Origin of the sequence: Paenibacillus mesotrionivorans (assembly GCF_046098205.1) — a bacterium.
Taxonomy (GTDB): domain Bacteria; phylum Bacillota; class Bacilli; order Paenibacillales; family NBRC-103111; genus Paenibacillus_AR; species Paenibacillus_AR mesotrionivorans.
In genome coordinates this window covers 14430-32332 of the sequence record NZ_JBJURJ010000011.1, presented here as the reverse complement: position 1 = coordinate 32332, position 17903 = coordinate 14430, and the positions used below count along the sequence as shown (strand labels likewise).

The 17903-nt window shown below is 54.7% G+C and carries 17 protein-coding genes; 9 read left to right on the top strand and 8 right to left on the bottom strand.

Annotated elements, in window-relative coordinates; translation table 11 throughout:
* Window positions 1–45 precede the first annotated feature (45 nt).
* Window positions 46–744, bottom strand: a complete 699-nt coding sequence (locus ACI1P1_RS16985) for a GGDEF domain-containing protein (protein ID WP_416217619.1) — start codon at window positions 742–744, stop codon at window positions 46–48.
* Between the two features lie 294 nt (window positions 745–1038).
* Between ACI1P1_RS16985 and ACI1P1_RS16980 the strand changes: the two genes are divergently transcribed.
* The gene (locus ACI1P1_RS16980) at window positions 1039–2232 is read left to right on the top strand and encodes an EAL domain-containing protein (RefSeq protein ID WP_416217618.1); all 1194 of its coding nucleotides are present in this window, start codon (window positions 1039–1041) and stop codon (window positions 2230–2232) included.
* Here the strand turns inward: ACI1P1_RS16980 and ACI1P1_RS16975 are convergent.
* From ACI1P1_RS16975 to ACI1P1_RS16960, 4 genes are all read right to left on the bottom strand, one after another.
* Window positions 2222–5113, bottom strand: a complete 2892-nt coding sequence (locus tag ACI1P1_RS16975) for a DEAD/DEAH box helicase (RefSeq protein ID WP_416217790.1) — start codon at window positions 5111–5113, stop codon at window positions 2222–2224. The two genes, ACI1P1_RS16980 and ACI1P1_RS16975, sit on opposite strands and share 11 nt — an antisense overlap.
* Window positions 5110–6714 carry a hypothetical protein gene (locus ACI1P1_RS16970; protein ID WP_416217617.1) on the bottom strand — a complete coding sequence of 535 codons (1605 nt, stop codon included), beginning with the start codon at window positions 6712–6714 and terminating at the stop codon, window positions 5110–5112. The genes ACI1P1_RS16975 and ACI1P1_RS16970 overlap by 4 nt, the downstream gene beginning before the upstream one ends.
* Window positions 6715–6842: 128 nt before the next feature.
* Window positions 6843–7352 (bottom strand): GNAT family N-acetyltransferase, encoded by a 510-nt coding sequence (locus tag ACI1P1_RS16965; protein ID WP_416217616.1) that lies wholly within the window; start codon window positions 7350–7352, stop codon window positions 6843–6845.
* A gap of 653 nt (window positions 7353–8005) precedes the next feature.
* On the bottom strand, window positions 8006–8263 hold the full coding sequence (locus ACI1P1_RS16960) for a GlsB/YeaQ/YmgE family stress response membrane protein (RefSeq protein ID WP_416217615.1): 258 nt from the start codon (window positions 8261–8263) through the stop codon (window positions 8006–8008).
* Between the two features lie 243 nt (window positions 8264–8506).
* Here ACI1P1_RS16960 and ACI1P1_RS16955 point away from each other — a divergent pair, with 243 nt between their 5' ends.
* Entirely contained in the window at window positions 8507–9361 is an 855-nt protein-coding gene (locus tag ACI1P1_RS16955) for a sulfurtransferase (protein ID WP_416217614.1), read from the top strand.
* A 192-nt stretch (window positions 9362–9553) separates the two neighbouring features.
* Here the strand turns inward: ACI1P1_RS16955 and ACI1P1_RS16950 are convergent, their stop codons facing one another.
* A complete protein-coding gene (locus ACI1P1_RS16950) occupies window positions 9554–10276 on the bottom strand; it encodes a TrmH family RNA methyltransferase (RefSeq protein ID WP_416217613.1) in 723 nt (240 codons plus the stop codon).
* Between the two features lie 404 nt (window positions 10277–10680).
* On the opposite strand from ACI1P1_RS16950, the gene ACI1P1_RS16945 reads away from it, so the two are divergent.
* From ACI1P1_RS16945 to ACI1P1_RS16930, 4 genes are all read left to right on the top strand, one after another.
* A complete protein-coding gene (locus tag ACI1P1_RS16945; RefSeq protein ID WP_416217612.1) occupies window positions 10681–11391 on the top strand; it encodes an ABC transporter ATP-binding protein in 711 nt (236 codons plus the stop codon).
* A complete protein-coding gene (locus tag ACI1P1_RS16940) occupies window positions 11384–12991 on the top strand; it encodes a hypothetical protein (protein WP_416217611.1) in 1608 nt (535 codons plus the stop codon). The genes ACI1P1_RS16945 and ACI1P1_RS16940 overlap by 8 nt, the downstream gene beginning before the upstream one ends.
* Window positions 12992–13154: 163 nt before the next feature.
* Window positions 13155–13583: a MarR family winged helix-turn-helix transcriptional regulator gene (locus tag ACI1P1_RS16935; RefSeq protein ID WP_416217610.1), complete on the top strand. Its 429-nt coding sequence runs from the start codon at window positions 13155–13157 to the stop codon at window positions 13581–13583.
* A gap of 7 nt (window positions 13584–13590) precedes the next feature.
* Window positions 13591–14133, top strand: a complete 543-nt coding sequence (locus ACI1P1_RS16930) for a GNAT family N-acetyltransferase (protein WP_416217609.1) — start codon at window positions 13591–13593, stop codon at window positions 14131–14133.
* Window positions 14134–14147: 14 nt separating this feature from the next.
* Here ACI1P1_RS16930 and ACI1P1_RS16925 read toward each other — a convergent pair whose 3' ends face one another.
* Window positions 14148–14735: a TetR/AcrR family transcriptional regulator gene (locus tag ACI1P1_RS16925; protein WP_416217608.1), complete on the bottom strand. Its 588-nt coding sequence runs from the start codon at window positions 14733–14735 to the stop codon at window positions 14148–14150.
* A gap of 150 nt (window positions 14736–14885) precedes the next feature.
* Between ACI1P1_RS16925 and ACI1P1_RS16920 the strand changes: the two genes are divergently transcribed.
* Both ACI1P1_RS16920 and ACI1P1_RS16915 read left to right on the top strand, forming a co-directional pair.
* Window positions 14886–15440, top strand: coding sequence for a hypothetical protein (locus ACI1P1_RS16920; protein WP_416217607.1), 555 nt, complete (start codon window positions 14886–14888; stop codon window positions 15438–15440).
* A gap of 361 nt (window positions 15441–15801) precedes the next feature.
* Window positions 15802–16329 (top strand): hypothetical protein, encoded by a 528-nt coding sequence (locus ACI1P1_RS16915; protein WP_416217606.1) that lies wholly within the window; start codon window positions 15802–15804, stop codon window positions 16327–16329.
* 10 nt (window positions 16330–16339) lie between these two features.
* On the opposite strand, the gene ACI1P1_RS16910 is transcribed toward ACI1P1_RS16915, so the two are convergent.
* Window positions 16340–17071 (bottom strand): hypothetical protein, encoded by a 732-nt coding sequence (locus tag ACI1P1_RS16910; RefSeq protein ID WP_416217605.1) that lies wholly within the window; start codon window positions 17069–17071, stop codon window positions 16340–16342.
* Window positions 17072–17432: 361 nt separating this feature from the next.
* On the opposite strand from ACI1P1_RS16910, the gene ACI1P1_RS16905 reads away from it, so the two are divergent.
* A complete protein-coding gene (locus tag ACI1P1_RS16905; RefSeq protein ID WP_416217604.1) occupies window positions 17433–17861 on the top strand; it encodes an N-acetyltransferase in 429 nt (142 codons plus the stop codon).
* Window positions 17862–17903: the final 42 nt, after the last annotated feature.

Genomic DNA, 17903 nt, shown 5'->3' with positions numbered 1-17903 from the left:
GAACGGAATTGATCCGTCCGGAAGGCCGGGCTTGTCCAAATAAAGCTAAGCCTGCTTCATATGCTGCTCCTCATCCACCGACAATCCCAATGCGGCATAGGCCGAAGCCTCCTTGCGCATCAGCTTGGACTGGTACATCCGGAAGTCGGCCATTCGGATCAAGTCCTCCAGCCGGTGCCCGTCATCGGGGAACACCGCCGTACCGGCTGAAACGGACAGGGTCAGGTTCATCTCTTTGGCCAGAATATCCAGCTCCTGACGGAGCCGTTCGATCACCGTCAAGGTGGAGCCGTAAGTGGAATGCCGGGTCACCAGCACGAATTCATCTCCGCCCAGGCGCACCAGAAGATCCTCGTTCCGTGTATGCTTGATGATCAGCTTGGCAATACCCTGAAGCACGGTGTCGCCGGTATGGTGCCCGTTTTCGTCATTGATTTTTTTGAAGTCATCGCAGTCCAGAATGGTCAGCGTCAGGATTTCCCCCTTTTTGGCAGCCTTGTTCAAAAGGGTGGGAATGGAATGGTTAAGAAACCTCCGGTTGTACGCCCGGGTCAGATCGTCCCGGACCGCCAGATTCATGGCCCGGTCATAGCCGATGCCGAAGAGCCAGATGACGGTCAGACTCAATCCCGCCATCACAAGATGGGAGTAGCGGAAGTCCCAAACGGAAAATTCCAGCTGGAGGGAGAGCAGAATGGAAACCACAGTAAAGCCGGCTGCATACCATTTTCCATGTCTGTTCATACACATCACCGCCTGCCAAATCTGGCCTGAAATAAGAAGAATGTGCAGCTGTTCTAATTATAGGCAATTAGTCCTGCTCGTTCGTTTACAATATTTCATTATAACGCAAGATGTGTTAAAATGATGTAGGATCATGTCGAACGCCAATATTTTTTTTATTTATTTATATCTGACATGAATGTGACATTGAAGGTATGAGAAGCTTGCATACCAGTGAGGCCTGCTGGTACAATCATGAAAAGAAATCGGTGAGCGAGCGCATAACAGGTAGAAGAAGGAAAGGGCGGACTCCAAATGATCGACAGCCAGAATACATACCTGCCTTCCGGGCAGATTTGCCCCTTCTTTCAGCCCATTGTCTCCCTGCAAAGCATGTCCGTCATTGGTCATGAGTCCTTGGGCCGGGAAATCATCGGCGGGGAAGTGCGCAGTCTGGGGGCTTTTTTTCATGATCCGGCCGTTCCGGAGCCGATGCAGATTGCCACGGACCGGAGACTCCGGGGGATGGCATTTGAGAAAGCGGTCCAAGAGGAATATGCCGGTCTTTTGTTCGTGAATCTGAAGCCCGGCTGGATTTACCGCGCTTACCGGGAAACCGGCAAGCTGCCCACCCTGGAGATGCTTAAGGAGCATGGCTTGCCCTACCACCGGGTGGTGGTGGAGATCACCGAGGAATCCTTTTCGGGAAAGCTGAAGGAGCTTCTGGAGATCGTGGATATCTACCGGCAGCACGGCTGCCTGCTTGCGGTGGATGATGTGGGCAGCGGCTTCTCCAGTCTGGACCGGATCGCCATGTTCCGCCCGGATATAATCAAGATGGATCTGAAGATCCTCCGCAAAAGCGTCACCCACGACGGCTACCGGGCCCTTCTCCGTTCCTTCTCCATTATCGCCGAGCAGATGGGCGGCTCTCTCTTGGTGGAGGGGGTGGAGAATGTTCTCGATCTGAAGAATGCCATGGCTGCAGGCGCGCGTTATGTGCAGGGTTATCTGTTCTCGGAGGCCAAGCGGGATTTTTTGCCCGAATACGAATATGCCCCGCTGCTTAACGATCAGATGGGCCGGTATGGCCGGGAATCCTATGCCTCTTACCTGAAGCTGATGGATGCCGAGCACCGGCTGAAGGAGCTGGCCGAACGGACTGCCGTTATGTCGGCGGTACGGGAGCCGGACCATCTGGCGGGAGAGCTGATCCACGAGGTGCCGGAGAACGCCATCCGGGTGTATCTGTGCCGCGGCGACGGCATCCAGGTATCCTGCAATTTCGACCGGAACGAGGACGGCACATGGACCCGGAATGAGGAATTCCGCGGCTCCAATTGGCTGTGGCGCCCCTATTTCATTCCGACCATCATACATATGCAAAAACAAAGGTCGGGTATCCTGTCCCAGGCATACGCCGACCTTACTACCACCAAGCCCATCCAGTCGTATTCCTGTCCGGTGGGCGCGGATTTGTACTTATTCGTGGATTTGCTTATACGTTGATCCATTCCTGGCGCAGGGAGAACAGCTCCTTCAGATCCTCGGTGGACAGCTCGGTGATCCAGCCTTCGCCTCCGCCTACAATCTGCCTGCTTAAATCCTGCTTGCGCTCGATCATGTCGTCGATCCGCTCCTCCAGCGTGCCCAGAGTCACGAACTTGTGCACCTGCACATGCCGGCTTTGGCCGATCCGGTAAGCCCGGTCTGTGGCCTGGTTCTCCACCGCCGGATTCCACCAGCGGTCGAAGTGGAACACATGATTGGCCGCCGTCAGATTCAGCCCGATCCCGCCTGCCTTAAGCGATAAGAGGAACACACCGTTCCGCTCCGCTTCGGGCAGGCTTTCGTTTTGGAAGCGGTCCACCATTTCATCCCGCGTATGCTTGGGAGTGCCGCCGTGGAGGAACAGCACCGGCTCCGCCAGCTCCTGCTCCAGCACATGCTGGAGCATATACCCGGTTTCCACGAACTGGGTGAAAATCAGGCAGCGGTCCCCCTCGGTGCGCAGCTCCGACACCATATCCAGAAGCCGCTCCAGCTTATTGGAGCGTTCCCGCCACTGGATGGCGGCGCCCCGCATGCTTTTCTGCAGCAGCTCGGGATGGTTGCAGATTTGCTTCAGCCGGGTAAGAGCCGACAGAATCAGGCCGCGGCGCTCCATGGGGCCAAGCCGGTCCAGACGCTCGAACAGGTCCCGGATATAATTCTCGTACAGGGAGGCCTGCTCCGCGGTAAGGGAAATAAACACCTTGCTCTCGTCCTTGTCGGGCAGGTCCAGCTGAATAGCCGGGTCCTTCTTCAGACGGCGGAGCAGGAACGGCCGGATCATCCGCTGTACCTGGCCGATGAGCGCCTGGTCGGATATCCGTTCGATCGGCTGCACGAACCGGTGGCTGAATTCCCGCAGGGTGCCGAAGTAGCCTGGGTTCAGGAAGTCGAATATGGACCACAGCTCTGTCAGCCGGTTCTCGATGGGCGTACCCGTCATGGCAATGCGGTGGTACCCGTCCAGCCGGCGGACGGCACCGGACTGCTTCGTATAGGCGTTCTTGATATTCTGCGCCTCGTCCAGACAGATGGAGCTCCAATAAATAGAGGAGAATTCCTTCTCGTCCAGATGGGCCAGAGTATAGGAGGACAGGACCAAATCCGCCTCCATGGCCTCCTTACGGAAATCCTCACCCTTCCGCCGCTGGGGCCCGTAGTGGAGCAGCACCTTCATGCCGGGGGCAAAACGCTGCAGCTCCTTCTGCCAGTTGCCCAATACGGAGGTGGGACAAATGAGGAGCCCTGGAGGCAGCGGCTCCTGATCCTCACCGGGCTGAACCTGGCCCTCCTGCTCCTTGACGGACAGCAGGTAGCTGATCCACTGGATGGTTTTGCCCAGGCCCATATCGTCCGCGAGACAGCCGCCCAATCCGAATTGGCGGAGGAACAGGAGCCAGGAAACGCCTTCCGCCTGATAAGGGCGCAGCGTACCGTGGAAGCCGGGTGGCGGCCCCTGCATGGGCACACCCTTATGCTCCTTCAGCCGGGTAATCAGCTGGCGTAGATGGTCGTTCAGCTCCACCTCCAGCTTCAGATCGATATCATCCTCTTCCCGGCCGGCCGGGTTCTCGCCGTCCTCCTCTTCTCCTGCCAGGTGCAGCTCCAGCACATCCCGGAAGGACAGGCCGCGTTTCTTCTTGACCTGCTTCATCACCTGGCTGATGGCCTCCATCTGCTTGGGGTCCAGCTGGATCCAGCGTCCCCGGAAGCGCACCAGCCGCCGCTTCTCCTCCATGAGGGTGCGGAATTCCTCTTCGGTCAGCTCCATATCGCCAACCGCCAGCCGCCAATCAAATTCCATCAGCTGGTTCAATCCAAAAGCGGATGAGCCCGTTGTGCCCACCGAGGAGCGCAGCTTGGCCCGGAGGCGTGGTTTGGTGCGGCGCAGCCGCTCCCACCACGCCGGCAGGAATACCGGCGTACCCGCCTCTACCAGCTGCCGGCTGCCCTGGGCGAGAAACTCCCAGGCCTCGTCGGCAGTGAGCTCCCGCTTCAGCCGGGTCGGCTCATGGGTATCCCGGAGCTCCGGGATAATATGAAGCCAACGCTCCACATCCCGGCTGACCCGGGGCAGCTCCGGCTGCCATTCCTCCGGCACCGGCTCGCCGGGGCTGGGAGTGCCTTCGGCGTCGCAGGAGATAATCCGCTCTGCCAGCTGCCGGTCCTGGAGCAGGATGGCCAGCCGCCACATCCCGTCATGCTCCGGCTCCACCAGCTGGAGGCAGGTGCGGAAGGGGGCGGTATCCGGCTTCCAGCCGATGGATACCAGCCAATCCTCCTCATCCAGCCACAGATCGGCGGAGATGTCGCCCCGCTGAATCCGCGGCACCGTCTCCGTGAGCTTGGTTAATGCCTCCTGCAGCTCGGGACGGCGGCGGACCTCCGCTTCGATAAGCGTATCCGCCCAGGTCTTGAGGAGCGGGGACTCCATCCCCCGGAGCTCCTCAGGCAGCTGCAGCTTCCACCCCAAGGACCCCTGCCGCCACTTGTCGTAATCGGGCATCACTCTGCCCGCAGCCAGGGCCTCCCGGATGGCGGGAGCCGCGGCCTTCAGCGGAGCGGCCTCTGTAGACCATTCGATGGAGGCATGCTGCAGCTCCGACGGGTCGCAGAAGTAATGCAGGGCGTCCTCGGACTCCAGCACCACGCCTTCCTTCCCCGTAAACTCCAGCGTCTCGATAAAGGTGCCGTAAAAGCTGGCCGCATGCCAGGCAAACAGCAGATGCTTCAGCTCGGTAGCGTCCACGGACCCGCCCTGGCGGCGGGCTCCCCAGAGGAACAGGGCGCCTGCCGGCATCCACGAGGCGTGAACGGTATAAGGGCCGGTGACAATCATGTCGCCCACTGTCCTTTCGCCAGCTCTTCTTTGAATGCGCGCAGCCGGGCATATTTCAGGTGGAGCCGGGCGAGATAATCCTCCCAAAGCTCGTTTTTGCCAAGCTGCTTGTAAAGGCTGTTCAATTTTTTAAGGTGGCGGATGGCCAGCTTGTAGGAATCCCGGTTTTTCTCCGCAACCGCCTTCTCCACCGATTGGTGGAACAAGGGCAGCAGCAGTGCCGGGTCATGCGCCTCGACGGTATGCAGCTCCGCCGTGTACAGACTGGCCGGGGAGATCCCCGTGGCCAGCTGCAGATCCACCCATTGGCGGAAGCGGCCGGTCTGCATCAGATAGTCGGTGTAATAGTAGTAGCTGCGGGGCAAGAGAGAGAGCATCACGCGGATCCACTCCTCATCGGTGGGCTGATGCTTCACCGCTTCCACCCAGAAGGCACAGCCCTGGTTGAACTCCTCCTGCTTCGCCTTGGAGAGCACTGGCAAGAGCCAGCGCAGCCAGCTGAGCACCCGCTCCCACTCTCCGCCGCCGGAGAGCTTCTCCAGAATGACATAGAAATCCGAGAACTGCCGGGTGTGCAGCTCCGAGAGCCGCTTCATAGCCTGGGCATCCTGGCCCCGGATAATATCGAACAGGGACATGGCGAGATAAATGCCGTCCTTGGCCCGGGGGATATTCTCCTGTGCGGACAACAGGGAGAGCCGGTGCAGCTCCCGTTCTGCTGCCGCCTCCGGCTCCGCGCCGGCCCCGTAGAATAGCTGCCACCACAAAAACCGGTACACATCCGTCCAATACACCGGTCCCGACCGGGCATGGAGCAGCCGGGAGGAAACGGCCTCCAGGGTCTCCTTCCAGTGTTTGGGAAACTGGAGGGCGGCCTGGTGGAAGGCCTGGCGCTCCTGCACCAGCTCCTTCAGCTTATCCCAGCTGGAGGCCGCTACCAGCTTGCAGCCGTTCTCTATATAGTAGGACAAATAAGACGATTGGTTGTCCTGATGGAATTGCTCGATTTTAGCCAGCACATACAAGGACAGGTGCAGCCGGTACAGAGCGGATAACGGCTCCGGCCATTCCTCCGCCGTCCCGCCCAGGGTGTCCCAAACCGTCTGATGGAACTGCTCCACCGAATGCTGGTTGGACAGGGAATATCCATGGAATTTCTGCTCGAAATAGCGGGCCCATTCCTTGGGCGTCAGCTCCGGCAGCAGGGTAGCCGCCGCCGATTCTCCCGCCTTGTCGGCCTTCAGCCCCGCCTTCGCCCGCCGACGGGCATTGATGGCCTGCTTCAGCTGCATCAACAGAAGCTCCGGCCTGCCGTGGGCGGAATATGCCCAGAAGATCAATCCCGCCATATGCTGGCAATATCCGTTGAAGGAACAGGTGCATTCGCTTCTCTCGAACTGCTCCAGATCCAGTTTGACCTGGAAAATCTCCTTGCCCCGGACATCCGCCTGAAGGATATAACCCTGCACCAGATTCACGTTTTGCACCAGGTTCCGGTGGTAATATTCCCAGCCCCGTTCCAGCACGGCCAGCTTCATCCGGCGTTCGGCTCCGGCAGCCAGAAATTCAATCCGGTTTTTGGGCAGCTTGAGCTTCAGCATTCCTGCACCTCCTTTTCCTTGAATGTGGGCATCACCGCATGAATCGCATCCTACTATTGTAGCATGATTTGCCTCTTCATAACCTCATTTTGGAAAAACTGCATATCACTTTTTTGCGGGGAGGGAGGTTAATTCAATGCCGGCTCCCCCTGATACACCATGCAATAAAAGTCCATATTCCCCTTGGGCGTCGGGCGTTCGTAACGGTCGGTGATGACGAACCCTGCCTTGCGGTATGCCTTCTGGGCGCGGATATTCCACACCAGCACCTCCAGGTCGATGATATCGTTGGGTCTGCGCCGTTTCGCCTCCTCGGCCAGGAAACGCACGAAGTCCGGGCCGATTCGCAAGCCGCACAGCTCCGGCCGCATCCCCAGCCCCAGCCGGGTTACACCGGTAATGGGGAAAAGCTGGGCATACCCCACCAAATATCCGTTTTCCGCATCCAAAATGGAGATATACTGGGTCTCGCGTATTTGTGCGTCGCCGAACTCCTCGGCCTCCGCCTCCATCTGAGCCCAGGAGCTCCACTGGTAGATGTCGTATGGCGGTTCATAGCTCCAGGTGCAGATGTCCTGACAATGTCTGATATTCATGGGCACCGCCTGAAAGGTGAAGCCCCGCAAGTTCGTACACATTTTTACCCGCTCCCGTAATATTGCGTCATCCCTTCATTGTACAACTCCCCATGGGCCCTGTCGATGGGGAGCGCCTGTGTTTTCCCCGGTTTGGCGGCTGCAGTGATATCAGAGGTTTCCACTTGGAGAGGTGGGCAAGCTATCTGACCTGACCCAAATGCAAAAGTGCATTTATTGGGCGGCTTAGCGGCTTAACCGAGGGGCATAAATGCAAAAGTGCTGCTATTTCCCGCGGATTCCACCTGTTTGGCGGGTTCAGACTAAAATAGATGCACTTTTGCAGGATAGGCACGGAAAAGGGGGCTCCTCGTTCAAAATAACTGCACTTTTGCAGGATGGTAGGCGAATGCCATGCGAATGGGATGCGAATGCCATGCGAATGCCATGCGAATGGGATGCGAAATGCAGGCAAATGGCACGCGAATGGCACACGGATAGGATGGGAATGACACGCGCCTGACAAGCGAATGTATGCAGATGGGCACGCCCCTGACACGCGAATGCACGCAGATAGCAGAGCGCGCCGTGTCCCGCCAGTCTCTTCCGTGCCGGCTTCGCTCTGTCCCATCCCCCCCGCACAACGCAAAAAGAACCGGAGACGAATGTCCCGGTTCCCAATTTGATTGCGGACGCTTCGCTGTCCGCTGCCTGCATCAGCTGTGTCTGCGGCTGGTATTGCGCAGAATGAGGCTGGTCAGGAAGACCACCACCACTGCGCCAATCAGAGCCGGTACGAAGTAGAAGCCACCGATTACCGGACCGAATTCTCCCATAATCAGGCTACCTAACCAGGCTCCGATGAAACCTGCAATAATATTGCCGATGACGCCTCCGGGAATGTCACGACCCAGAATAACACCGGCCAGCCAGCCGATAACACCACCGATAATCAAGGACCAAATGAAACCCATTTTACATTCTCCTCTCCAACATTCTATTGTGGTAGATTGGTTGGTCTTTCTCTTTACACTCTTTCTTTAAACCGTTTGTTGGAGATATAAACTTTAAAAATTCTGACAAATTTTCTGGCAGGAAAATAGGGCGGCTCTGTCATATAAACGGCGGCTGGTTCTTCTTGCAGAGGACTGCGGCGGTTAGAGGCGGATTTTGGTATAATGACAATACATTGACGCGTCAAGCGGGGAGTGGAGTTTATGGCCAATCAACACCGGTATATTGTAAGCAGGGAGCAAGTGATGGAGAAGCTGGAGGGGAAGGAGCCCGTGGTGCTGGCGGACTGCCGGTTCCAGCTGGGGCAGTCCCACTCCGGGCAGGAGGCTTACGCGGCGGGACATCTGCCGGGAGCTGTTTATTTTGACCTGGAGGAGGAGCTTTCCGGTCCGGTGGGGGAGTATGGCGGGCGGCATCCCATGCCTGATCTGGGTGTGCTGGTGCTGAAGCTGGGGGAGCGGGGGATTGACCGGGAGACGACGGTGATTGCCTATGACGACCAAGGAGGAGCGATGGCGGCGCGGTTCTGGTGGCTGCTGCGGTTTCTTGGCCATGAGAAGGTATATCTCCTGGATGGCGGCTACAGCGGCTGGGTAGAGGCCGGGCTGCCGGTTTCAACAGAGCCTGCCGCAGCTGCGGAGCCCAAGGTGTTCGGGGCCCGGGTGCAGAACCGCATGCTGGTGGTGATGGAGGATGTGCGGGAGAGGCTGGAGTGGCCGGGTACGGTGCTTATCGACTCCAGGGAACCGAAGCGTTACCGGGGTGAAGAAGAAGCTATTGATAAGAAAGCCGGGCATATTCCGGGAGCGCAAAACCGGTTCTGGAAGGATAACCTGGGAACGGACGGCCTGTGGTTGTCTCCCGAGGAGTTGAAGGACCGGTTCGACGGCATCTATCCGGACCAGGAGATTATCGTGTACTGCGGCTCCGGCGTCACCGCCTGCCCTAATCTGCTGGCCTTGGCCGAGGCCGGGCGGGAGGATGCGAAGCTGTATCTGGGCAGCTGGAGCGACTGGATCAGCCACGGGGAGAACCCGGTGGCGACGGGAGAAGAGTAAGTACCGGGAAGCCTTGCGGGACGCGGGTTTGGGGGCTGTGGCAGACTGCCGGGAGGCAGGATGCTGCGGCCCTTTTTGGGCTTCGTCAACAACAAGAGGCAGTCAACCGGAGCAAGGTACGCCCAAGTGACTGCCACGAGCTTTGGTAATGGTCGGTTAGGAGTAAATGTTTACACATAAACTTACTTGCGCTTACACCAGATTGTTGTTCCGTGCGAACGCATACATTCCTATTCCCGCGGCAATGGAAAGGTTGAACGAGTCCAGATCGGCAGACAACGGAATTTTAACGCTTTGACCAATATGGGCAAACGCTTCGCATAATCCGCTTGCCTCGTTTCCGAAAATCAGTGTAAAGAGTGGACACGGAGGTGCGTCCTCTGGCGCAATCGAGCCAGTAAGCATGAACGGAAACAAGGTGTGGAGCGGATATTGCGTCTGGTACTCGTCAAAGCTCGAATAAACGCATTGACGTATGTGAAACAACGCGCCCATACTGGCACGAACGGTTTTTGGATTCCACACATCCGCCGCCGGTTCAATCACGGCAAGATTTCTAAGATTCAGTCCTGCCATTGTGCGGATGATGGTACCGAGGTTTCCCATATCAGACGGATTTACTAGCACAATATGCGGCTCATCTACCGCAAGCGCGTCCGCGTATTTACGAAATACACCGAGTACATAGCTGTTTTCCTTTTGGTTTACAATGCTAAATGCCTTGTCAGACTGCACTAGAGGCACGTTTAGCACATTGCACAGCTCGCTAAGGCCATCGTCGTCGCGGTAATCCGAGTGGATGTATACGCACTTGGCGTCGCTAGTCCGTTTTTTCAATAACTCAAACGTCGCATAAGCGCCGGACGTGTAGGAAAGCTCGAATTCCTTTTTATATGCTTTTAATTTGTTTGTCATATTACCCGCTCCTTAAAATTGATCTTTAAGGATGCAAGGCCGACAAACAATTACGGCGAAATTATCTTATGCTCCATGCAAGTTTCGCCGTCTGTTTGACAGACCTTGCATGGAGCGCGGCAAGTACATAACCGAATGTAAGGGCCATGTTTCACCTCCAAGTCTCGATCAGGCTCTGTATGCCGACCAATCCGACTTAGCCTGATACATAATCTTCGTTTGATGCAAATTTATTGTTTAATAAATTTCCAATTATATCAAGGGATAGTTTGGGTTAAATGAATCAAGCAGAATAATCTTGCAACTACCGTCAATAGCCGGCCGTAAGCCGGTTGAAACCCCGCCCCTCCTTATGCCGTAGATAAACCAGGGATTGTTCTTGTGACCATACGGAGGTGTTGCAATTGCGTTTGATCATAGAGGATATCGTGAAACGGTTTGAGGATAAGCAGGTGCTCCGGGAAGCGGGGTTCAGCTTTGAGCAAGGAAAGATTTATGGTCTGCTTGGCCGCAATGGAGCGGGCAAAACGACGCTGTTCAATTGCTTAAGCAAAGAGATGGCCACGGATGGCGGACAGGTGCTTCTGGAGGAGAACGGAAACAGGCGGGAGCTGCGTGAGCAGGATGTGGGGTATGTGTATTCCCTTCCGATTCTTCCGGAATTTCTGACGGGGTATGAATTTGTCAAATTCTTTATGGATATTAACCGGGATAAGCTGAAGACGGAGCAGGGGATTGACCATTATTTTGATATGATGAGCATGACCACCGAGGACCGGCACCGGCTGATCAAAAACTACTCCCACGGGATGAAGAATAAGCTGCAGATGCTGCTGTTCCTGTTGACGAAGCCGCCGGTTATTCTGCTGGATGAGCCGCTTACTTCCTTCGATGTGATTGTCGCTTTGGAGATGAAGAATATGCTGCGGGAGATGAAGCGGGATCACATACTGATCTTCTCTACGCATATCCTCCAATTGGCCTCGGATCTGTGCGATGAACTGGTCTTATTGAACAACGGGAAATTGTCCGGTGTGCCCTCTGAGCTGTTGAAGAGCCCCGAGTTTGAGCAATCCGTCATTCAACTGCTGAAGGACGACGAAGCTCATGTTTAGAACGATTAACACGCTGTTGTCTATCCGCACATCCACTACGGTTAATATGCTTATGTATTATATTCAGAAGCTGCCCCTGATCGGCAAGCTGATCAAAGAAACCGCCTACGCAAATCTGAAGCTCAAAAAAACCGTTTCCGTCATCGCGTTTCTGCTTACCCTGTTGTGGGGATTCATGACCAGGCTGGCTTATGTCGGGATGCTTGTCTTTTTGCCTGTTGTGAGTTTAGGGGCGGAGTTGACAGAGGAACAAACCCTGAGGCAGTTTGTTCATATTTTGGCTATGATCAGCTTAGTGGTTGCTTGCGTTAGCAGTGTAACGGTCCTTGAACCGAAGCGGGAAAAATATGTAGCTGTGAAGCTCATGAGATTGTCTCCGACGAGATACATGAAGGCTTCGCTGGGATACCGTTATGTGACCTTTCTCATCTATCTGGTGCCTGCCTTGCTTTTGTTTGGGACACGTATGGGAGCCACGGTTACACAGGCAGTTCTGCTTGCAGCCTTGATCACCCTGTGGCGGATTGTGGCGGAGTACGCACACCTTAAGCTCTTTGAGAAAACCGGCATGGTGCTGATCAAGCATACCGCCATCGTTTGGAGCGTCATTGCGCTTGGTTATGCTGCTGCGTATGTACCGTTGCTGTTCAACTGGGCACCGCCAACGGAAACGGTTCTGCTGAGTTGGCCAGCCGGCCTGCTTATTGCGGCGGGTGGCCTGTGGGCGGCGGTGAAGCTGGCCCGTTATTCCCGTTACAGAGAAGCGGTTGATGCCGCAACCAAAAGGGATGACCCGCTGCTGAATTTGGGCAAAATGATGTCGGACGCGGAGAAAAAGAGCGTTAGGGTCAAGGACAGCGATTATAAGGTAGAGCAGGAGCAGCAGAACAAGCTGGAGTCGAAGAAGGGTTATGCCTATCTGAACGCGCTTTTCTTCATCAGACACCACAGTCTGATCAGAGGCCCTGTGAACAAACGGTTAGCCGTCATCGGTGCTGTGGGAGTGGCAGGCGTGATCCTCGTGCTTCTGTTTCGGGAACAAGTGGAGCGCCTTGGATGGGGAGTGAAAGGGATCTTCCCTATCTTGGCTTTGGTTATGTATTTCATGGCCGTAGGCGAGAAGATATGCAGGACGATGTTCTACAATTGCGATCTCAGTCTGCTGCGGTACAGCTATTACCGAAACGCGGCGTATGAACATTTTCGTATCCGGTTTGGCAAAATATTGGGTATGAACCTGACGATTGCGGCTGCTCTTGGGGCGTCATTGACCGCTGTAGCGGCTTCAGCCGGAGGGGAGTGGCTCGGCAGCGATTTGCTCCTGCTATGGGTATGCATTGTTTCCCTGTCTGTCTTTTTCACGGTCCATCATTTATGTATGTATTACATGTTTCAACCGTATTCTACGGAGCTGAATGTAAAAAATCCTCTGTATTACTTAGTAAACATGGCCGTCTCGTCCGCATGCGGAGTCAGCCTTGTTTTGCGGGTGCCAAGCTCGCGCCTGACAGTGGTAATTTTCACTGTAACAGTGATTTACCTGCTACTCGCGTTTGTTTTGGTACGCAGGTATGGGCATCGCACGTTTCGCGTGAAGTAGCGAAGTACTGATATATAGGTATAGAACGCACATACACCGCCACATGGTCTTCGGCCAGGGCGGTGTATGTGGTTTTTCTATCCCCTTGAATTCAATCCGAATTCGGATTATAATACGGATGCACGTTCAATCCGAATTCGGATTGAATAGAGGGAGGGCTGTTATGGCGGATAGCCGAACCAAAATACACCGGCTGATGATTGCCGTGAACCGTATTGATGAGCTTTATTATCGATTGCTGCGCACTCTCAGCGTCAAGGACAACACATTCGTGCTGCTGTATGCCATTTCTGATGGGAGGTCCCACACCCAGAAGCAAATCTGTGACGAGTGGCTGATCCCCCGGACCACATTGAATACAGTGGTGAATGAATGTGTACAGGCAGGATACATCCGGCTTGTTGCCCGAGGCAATAAGGAAAAGGAAATTGTGCTGACGGACAGCGGGAAAGAATTTGCGTGTTCTATTCTGACGCCGATTTTTGCCGCGGAGGAAAGGGCGATGGAGCCTTTTTTGGACCAAGGCCTGGTGGAGCAGCTCGAAAGCTTCACAGAACGGCTAGACGGGGAATTTCAACGAATGAAGGAGTGAGCCTGCTATGAAAATGGAACCAGTCGTTACTTTGGAGCGGGTGGCGGAAGCCGATCTGCCGAAATTCCGCAGGGAGCTGCAGGAAGCCTTCCGCATTGCCGTAGTAGATACCTTCGGGGATTCGGATTACGGCCCGATTCCGTCGGATCAGGATGTGCAGGAGTCCTTCGATGCCCCCGGGGCAGCGGTGTATCATATTGTTTACAACGGCGAAAGGGCGGGTGGGGCCGTGGTGTGCATCAACAGCGAAACCCGGCATAACTCGCTGGATCTGTTCTATGTCTCCTCCAAGCATCACAGCCGCGGGCTGGGCCTGTCCGCTTGGAAAGCCATAGAAGCACAGTATCCGGATACTGTGCTTTGGGAAACGGCCACGCCTTATTTTGAAAAGCGGAACATCCACTTTTACGTGAACAAATGCGGCTTCCATATCGTCGAGTTCTACAACGAGCATCATCCTGATCCGCGTATGCACCACACGGAAGACGAACACGGCGATCCGCTGCCGGGTATGGACGGTTTTTTCAAATTCCAGAAGGTGATGAAATAAAGGACAGAATATATTTACCGGCATATCGAAGCCAGGTGCTGCTCCAGTACCTGCCGGGCGCGCCGGCTGTCCAGCCGTGCTCTGTCCAAGAGCATATGGAGCGCCAGACCGTCGAGCACGGCGTACAGCCGCTCTGCCTCCAGGTCCAAATCCAGACTCTCCCGCATCTTTCCTTCCCTCTCCAGATAGGCCAGCAATCGGACCATACCCTGGTATATACCGTCATGCTGCGAATCGAATGCATCCGGGTTTGTCTTTTTCATATGAAAGGTAAACTCAAACCACACTTCCATTTCGGTGCGCCGCTCCTCATCCGTAGGGACCATCTCCAACAGAATGCTCAGCACCTTCCGGACAGGGGGCAGCTCCATCTGATACACCTGTTGGATGCGGGCGGATACACGGTCCTTCACAACTTGCATCACAAATACCAGTAATTGCTCCTGATCGGGAAAATAATGGCGCAGCGCGCCGGGGGACAAGCCTGATTCTTGGGCAATATTCCGCACACTAACCCCCTTTATGCCCTTCTGCTTGACAACCCGCCATGTGGCTTCGGCAATCTCCAGCTTTCTTTCGGAATGATCGACTATTTTTGGCATACCGTTATTGTAGCAAATTCAGCGGCTTTATAATATCCTTATTTAGTACAGTTGTGTTATTTAAATTGGGGTGATATACTTTTGTTGCTTAGCCTAGGGTGGGTTTGCAAACACGCCCTAACAAATCTCTTTAGGGGAAGGGGCCATACGATGAACGGTGTCGCCTGGATCATTGTGGTGTGTGAAATTGCTTTTTGGGTTGTCATCGCCTTGGGGCTTGCGGCCAGGTATTTGCTGCGGTTATCTAAGCTTGGCATGACATTGTTGGCTCTAACGCCGCTGATTGATTTGATTCTGCTGGCGGTTACGGGATGGGATTTGTATCATGGGGCCCAAGCGACTACAGCCCATGGAATTGCCGCCGTATATATAGGCGTTTCCATCGCATACGGCAAAAGAATGATCGCCTGGGCAGATAGCCGCTTCCGCTATTATGTCGCCAAGCAGGGGGAGAAACCGTCCAAGCTGTACGGGTATGCTTACTCCCGCGATTATCTGAAGGGGTGGGTGCTCCATTTGCTGGCTTATGCCATCGGTTGCGGTCTGCTGTTGGCCATGGTGTATATGGTGCAGGACAGCTCACGTACGGAAGCTCTCAATCAGATCATAAGTCTTTGGTCGGTTGTGCTGGGGATTGACCTGGTTATTGCCGTGTCCTACTTGGTTTGGCCTCCCAAGGCACCCGGCGAGAAGCAATCATCCTGATTTTCGATGGTGTCATTTCCCCTTACTCGCGAGCGCATCCTCCACTCCCTTAAGAAGGGCTCGGGACATTCCGTGCTTCCCGCCGTTCACCCTCCGTAATAAGCAGCGCACCTCCCAAACCTCCCACAATGACCAGCTGATTTCACTCCCATTTTCAAAACAGCTTAATAAGCTTTCCAACTGGACGGCCTCGTCTTCCACAGCCCGGAGCGCCTCCTCGGCATGTTCCCCGAAGACCCAGTGGGTGATATCCGTGTCCATCCCGAAACGGGTGGAGCGGGCTTGTCCAATCCGTCTTGGATAATTTTCCAATGGAAGGGGAGATTAGCCTTAACTCTATTCCAAGTCGGGAGTGGTTACGATGCTGAATAAAATCATCTTATGGAGTTCATTTTTGGGTCCATGGCTGACCTTGTTTTTTATGAAAAAGGATGCAATCAAGCGGTACATGCCCGTAACGGTTTTTACCGCTTTAATGGCAACAATCACATCGGAAATCGCCTACACCTATTCGTGGTGGAAGCATACCGATGTGATCGTTCCATGGGGGCATATTACCAATCCCTCATTTATTTACGGCTTGTTTTCTGTGCTGACCATCTGGATTTTTTATTTTACTTACCGGAGCTTTTGGTTGTATCTGACCGTCAATATTGTGTTTAATGCCTTCCAATGGTTTTTTCTCATCCGTTGGACCTTTGTGGCGTTGGGGATTTTTGAGTATGTGAATATAACTCCCTTTCAGGTTTTCGTGATGGGAATCTTCCAGGCGCTGCTGATCTACGGATATCATAAATGGCAGGAGGGGATTTTTCGAAGGGAGGGGGCTCCTGACTCAGATGGGGAGCTGCATATTAAGCTTCCGGAATGGAAGTCCAAGGCCAAATGATGCAACCCGCTTATTTAATCGGCCCGAAGGTAGGCTCTGTTCTCAAATAGTAATTGGTCCGCACCTCAGCTGCCCAGTTGGCCAGAACCTCCCGCCATTGGACGCTGCTGAAGAAATCCTCCACGGACTGGTTATCGGAATCCCACTCCACGAAGATGTTGAGTGGGGTAATTCCGCCTGCCCAGATTCCGTTGCCTACATCAGTGCCTCTCTCGCGGACCAACAGAATGGGAAGACCAAATTGGAAGGCCATGGAGGGTTCGATTTGCAGATATACGGACCCTTCCCAGAAGGGCGTGGTGGTCGGCGCCGGACCTACATTGCTCTTGATAAACTGGGCATAGAAGCGCCGGAAGTTAATTGCCAGCAGCCCGTAGCTGGACATCACCAGACGGCGGATGCTGGTCAGGATGGTTTCCGGGTATTGCTCACTTTCAGGCAGGGTGCGGGGAAATAGCAGTGCCTCCTCGATCTCCTGGATCAGGCGGTCCAAAAACTGCTGCTGCAGGCTGTTAAGAGAGTTGGTGGTGCTCAAAAAAATGGGAATCCGGAATGCGCGGTCCACATATTCGGACAAGTGGGCGGATACAGTTTCTCCCACCACTCTCGAACCGGAAGGAAGGCTGGAGATGGAGGGTTTATCCACGCTCAACACAGAGGAAGACCGCGCCGCAGCGGCTTGGGCAGAACGCTTCTTAACAGGGATCGGCTGGGACTTCCCTTTGGTTTTTTGAATACTCATCTTAACAGCCCCTACTAACCCGATTTAGCATACGCAGGCAGCATATGCACAACCGCCCATGGGCGTTACATGGGAGATGCCAACCATCAGGTAGAACAACACCACGCCAGTAGTGAGAAGGGCGTGTTTTTTTGCTGGCTGCAGGATCCGTCCATTTTTGGTAAAATAAGAAGCTATGTATCTATGAGAAAGGCGGCTGAATCCCGATGAAACCTACCGAAGCTCAAGAGAGCATTATGATCGCGGCTGAGCAGTTTGCCAAATCCGAATTGGAGCAGGATCTGGAGCAATTCCACTTGGAGTGGGATGGCAAGTAACAAGGAACAAGGAACCGTTTATTTCGAAGGGGAGGCAGACAGAGATGATAAGAAGTATGGAAATGGCCGATTTGGACCGGGTTATGGAAATTTGGCTGGAGGCGAACAAGCAGGGGCATCCGTTTATCCCCGGTTCGTATTGGGCGGATAACGTTCCGCTGGTGCGGGAGCTGCTGCCCCAGGCGGAGGTTTGGGTGGAGGAGACGGAAGGGTCTATCGGCGGTTTTATCGGGATCGTGGAGGGCGGGTTTGTGGCAGGGCTTTTTGTTGCAGTAAACCGCCAATCCTCCGGAATCGGCAAGGCTCTGTTGGAGCATGGCAAGGCGCGTTATCCCGCGCTGGGCCTGCATGTTTACGCAGAAAATGAACGAGCCGTCCGGTTCTATCAAAAGAACGGATTTGTGCAATCCGAGGAAATGGTCAACGAGGATACGGGCCACCGGGAATATGCGATGAACTGGAGCAGGGCATAAGGGCATGCAGTAGGAAAAAGAGCGCCTCCCACTTTGCGGGCA

Coding starts and splice junctions, on each gene's coding strand:
- ACI1P1_RS16985 (WP_416217619.1), bottom strand. CDS start 744: ATGAACAGACATGGAAAATGGTATGCAGCCGGCTTTACTGTGGTTTCC.
- ACI1P1_RS16910 (WP_416217605.1), bottom strand. CDS start 17,071: ATGAGTATTCAAAAAACCAAAGGGAAGTCCCAGCCGATCCCTGTTAAG.
- ACI1P1_RS16915 (WP_416217606.1), top strand. CDS start 15,802: ATGCTGAATAAAATCATCTTATGGAGTTCATTTTTGGGTCCATGGCTG.
- ACI1P1_RS16965 (WP_416217616.1), bottom strand. CDS start 7,352: ATGTGTACGAACTTGCGGGGCTTCACCTTTCAGGCGGTGCCCATGAAT.
- ACI1P1_RS16930 (WP_416217609.1), top strand. CDS start 13,591: ATGAAAATGGAACCAGTCGTTACTTTGGAGCGGGTGGCGGAAGCCGAT.
- ACI1P1_RS16960 (WP_416217615.1), bottom strand. CDS start 8,263: ATGGGTTTCATTTGGTCCTTGATTATCGGTGGTGTTATCGGCTGGCTG.
- ACI1P1_RS16905 (WP_416217604.1), top strand. CDS start 17,433: ATGATAAGAAGTATGGAAATGGCCGATTTGGACCGGGTTATGGAAATT.
- ACI1P1_RS16970 (WP_416217617.1), bottom strand. CDS start 6,714: ATGCTGAAGCTCAAGCTGCCCAAAAACCGGATTGAATTTCTGGCTGCC.
- ACI1P1_RS16980 (WP_416217618.1), top strand. CDS start 1,039: ATGATCGACAGCCAGAATACATACCTGCCTTCCGGGCAGATTTGCCCC.
- ACI1P1_RS16935 (WP_416217610.1), top strand. CDS start 13,155: ATGGCGGATAGCCGAACCAAAATACACCGGCTGATGATTGCCGTGAAC.
- ACI1P1_RS16950 (WP_416217613.1), bottom strand. CDS start 10,276: ATGACAAACAAATTAAAAGCATATAAAAAGGAATTCGAGCTTTCCTAC.
- ACI1P1_RS16940 (WP_416217611.1), top strand. CDS start 11,384: ATGTTTAGAACGATTAACACGCTGTTGTCTATCCGCACATCCACTACG.
- ACI1P1_RS16920 (WP_416217607.1), top strand. CDS start 14,886: ATGAACGGTGTCGCCTGGATCATTGTGGTGTGTGAAATTGCTTTTTGG.
- ACI1P1_RS16925 (WP_416217608.1), bottom strand. CDS start 14,735: ATGCCAAAAATAGTCGATCATTCCGAAAGAAAGCTGGAGATTGCCGAA.
- ACI1P1_RS16975 (WP_416217790.1), bottom strand. CDS start 5,113: ATGATTGTCACCGGCCCTTATACCGTTCACGCCTCGTGGATGCCGGCA.
- ACI1P1_RS16955 (WP_416217614.1), top strand. CDS start 8,507: ATGGCCAATCAACACCGGTATATTGTAAGCAGGGAGCAAGTGATGGAG.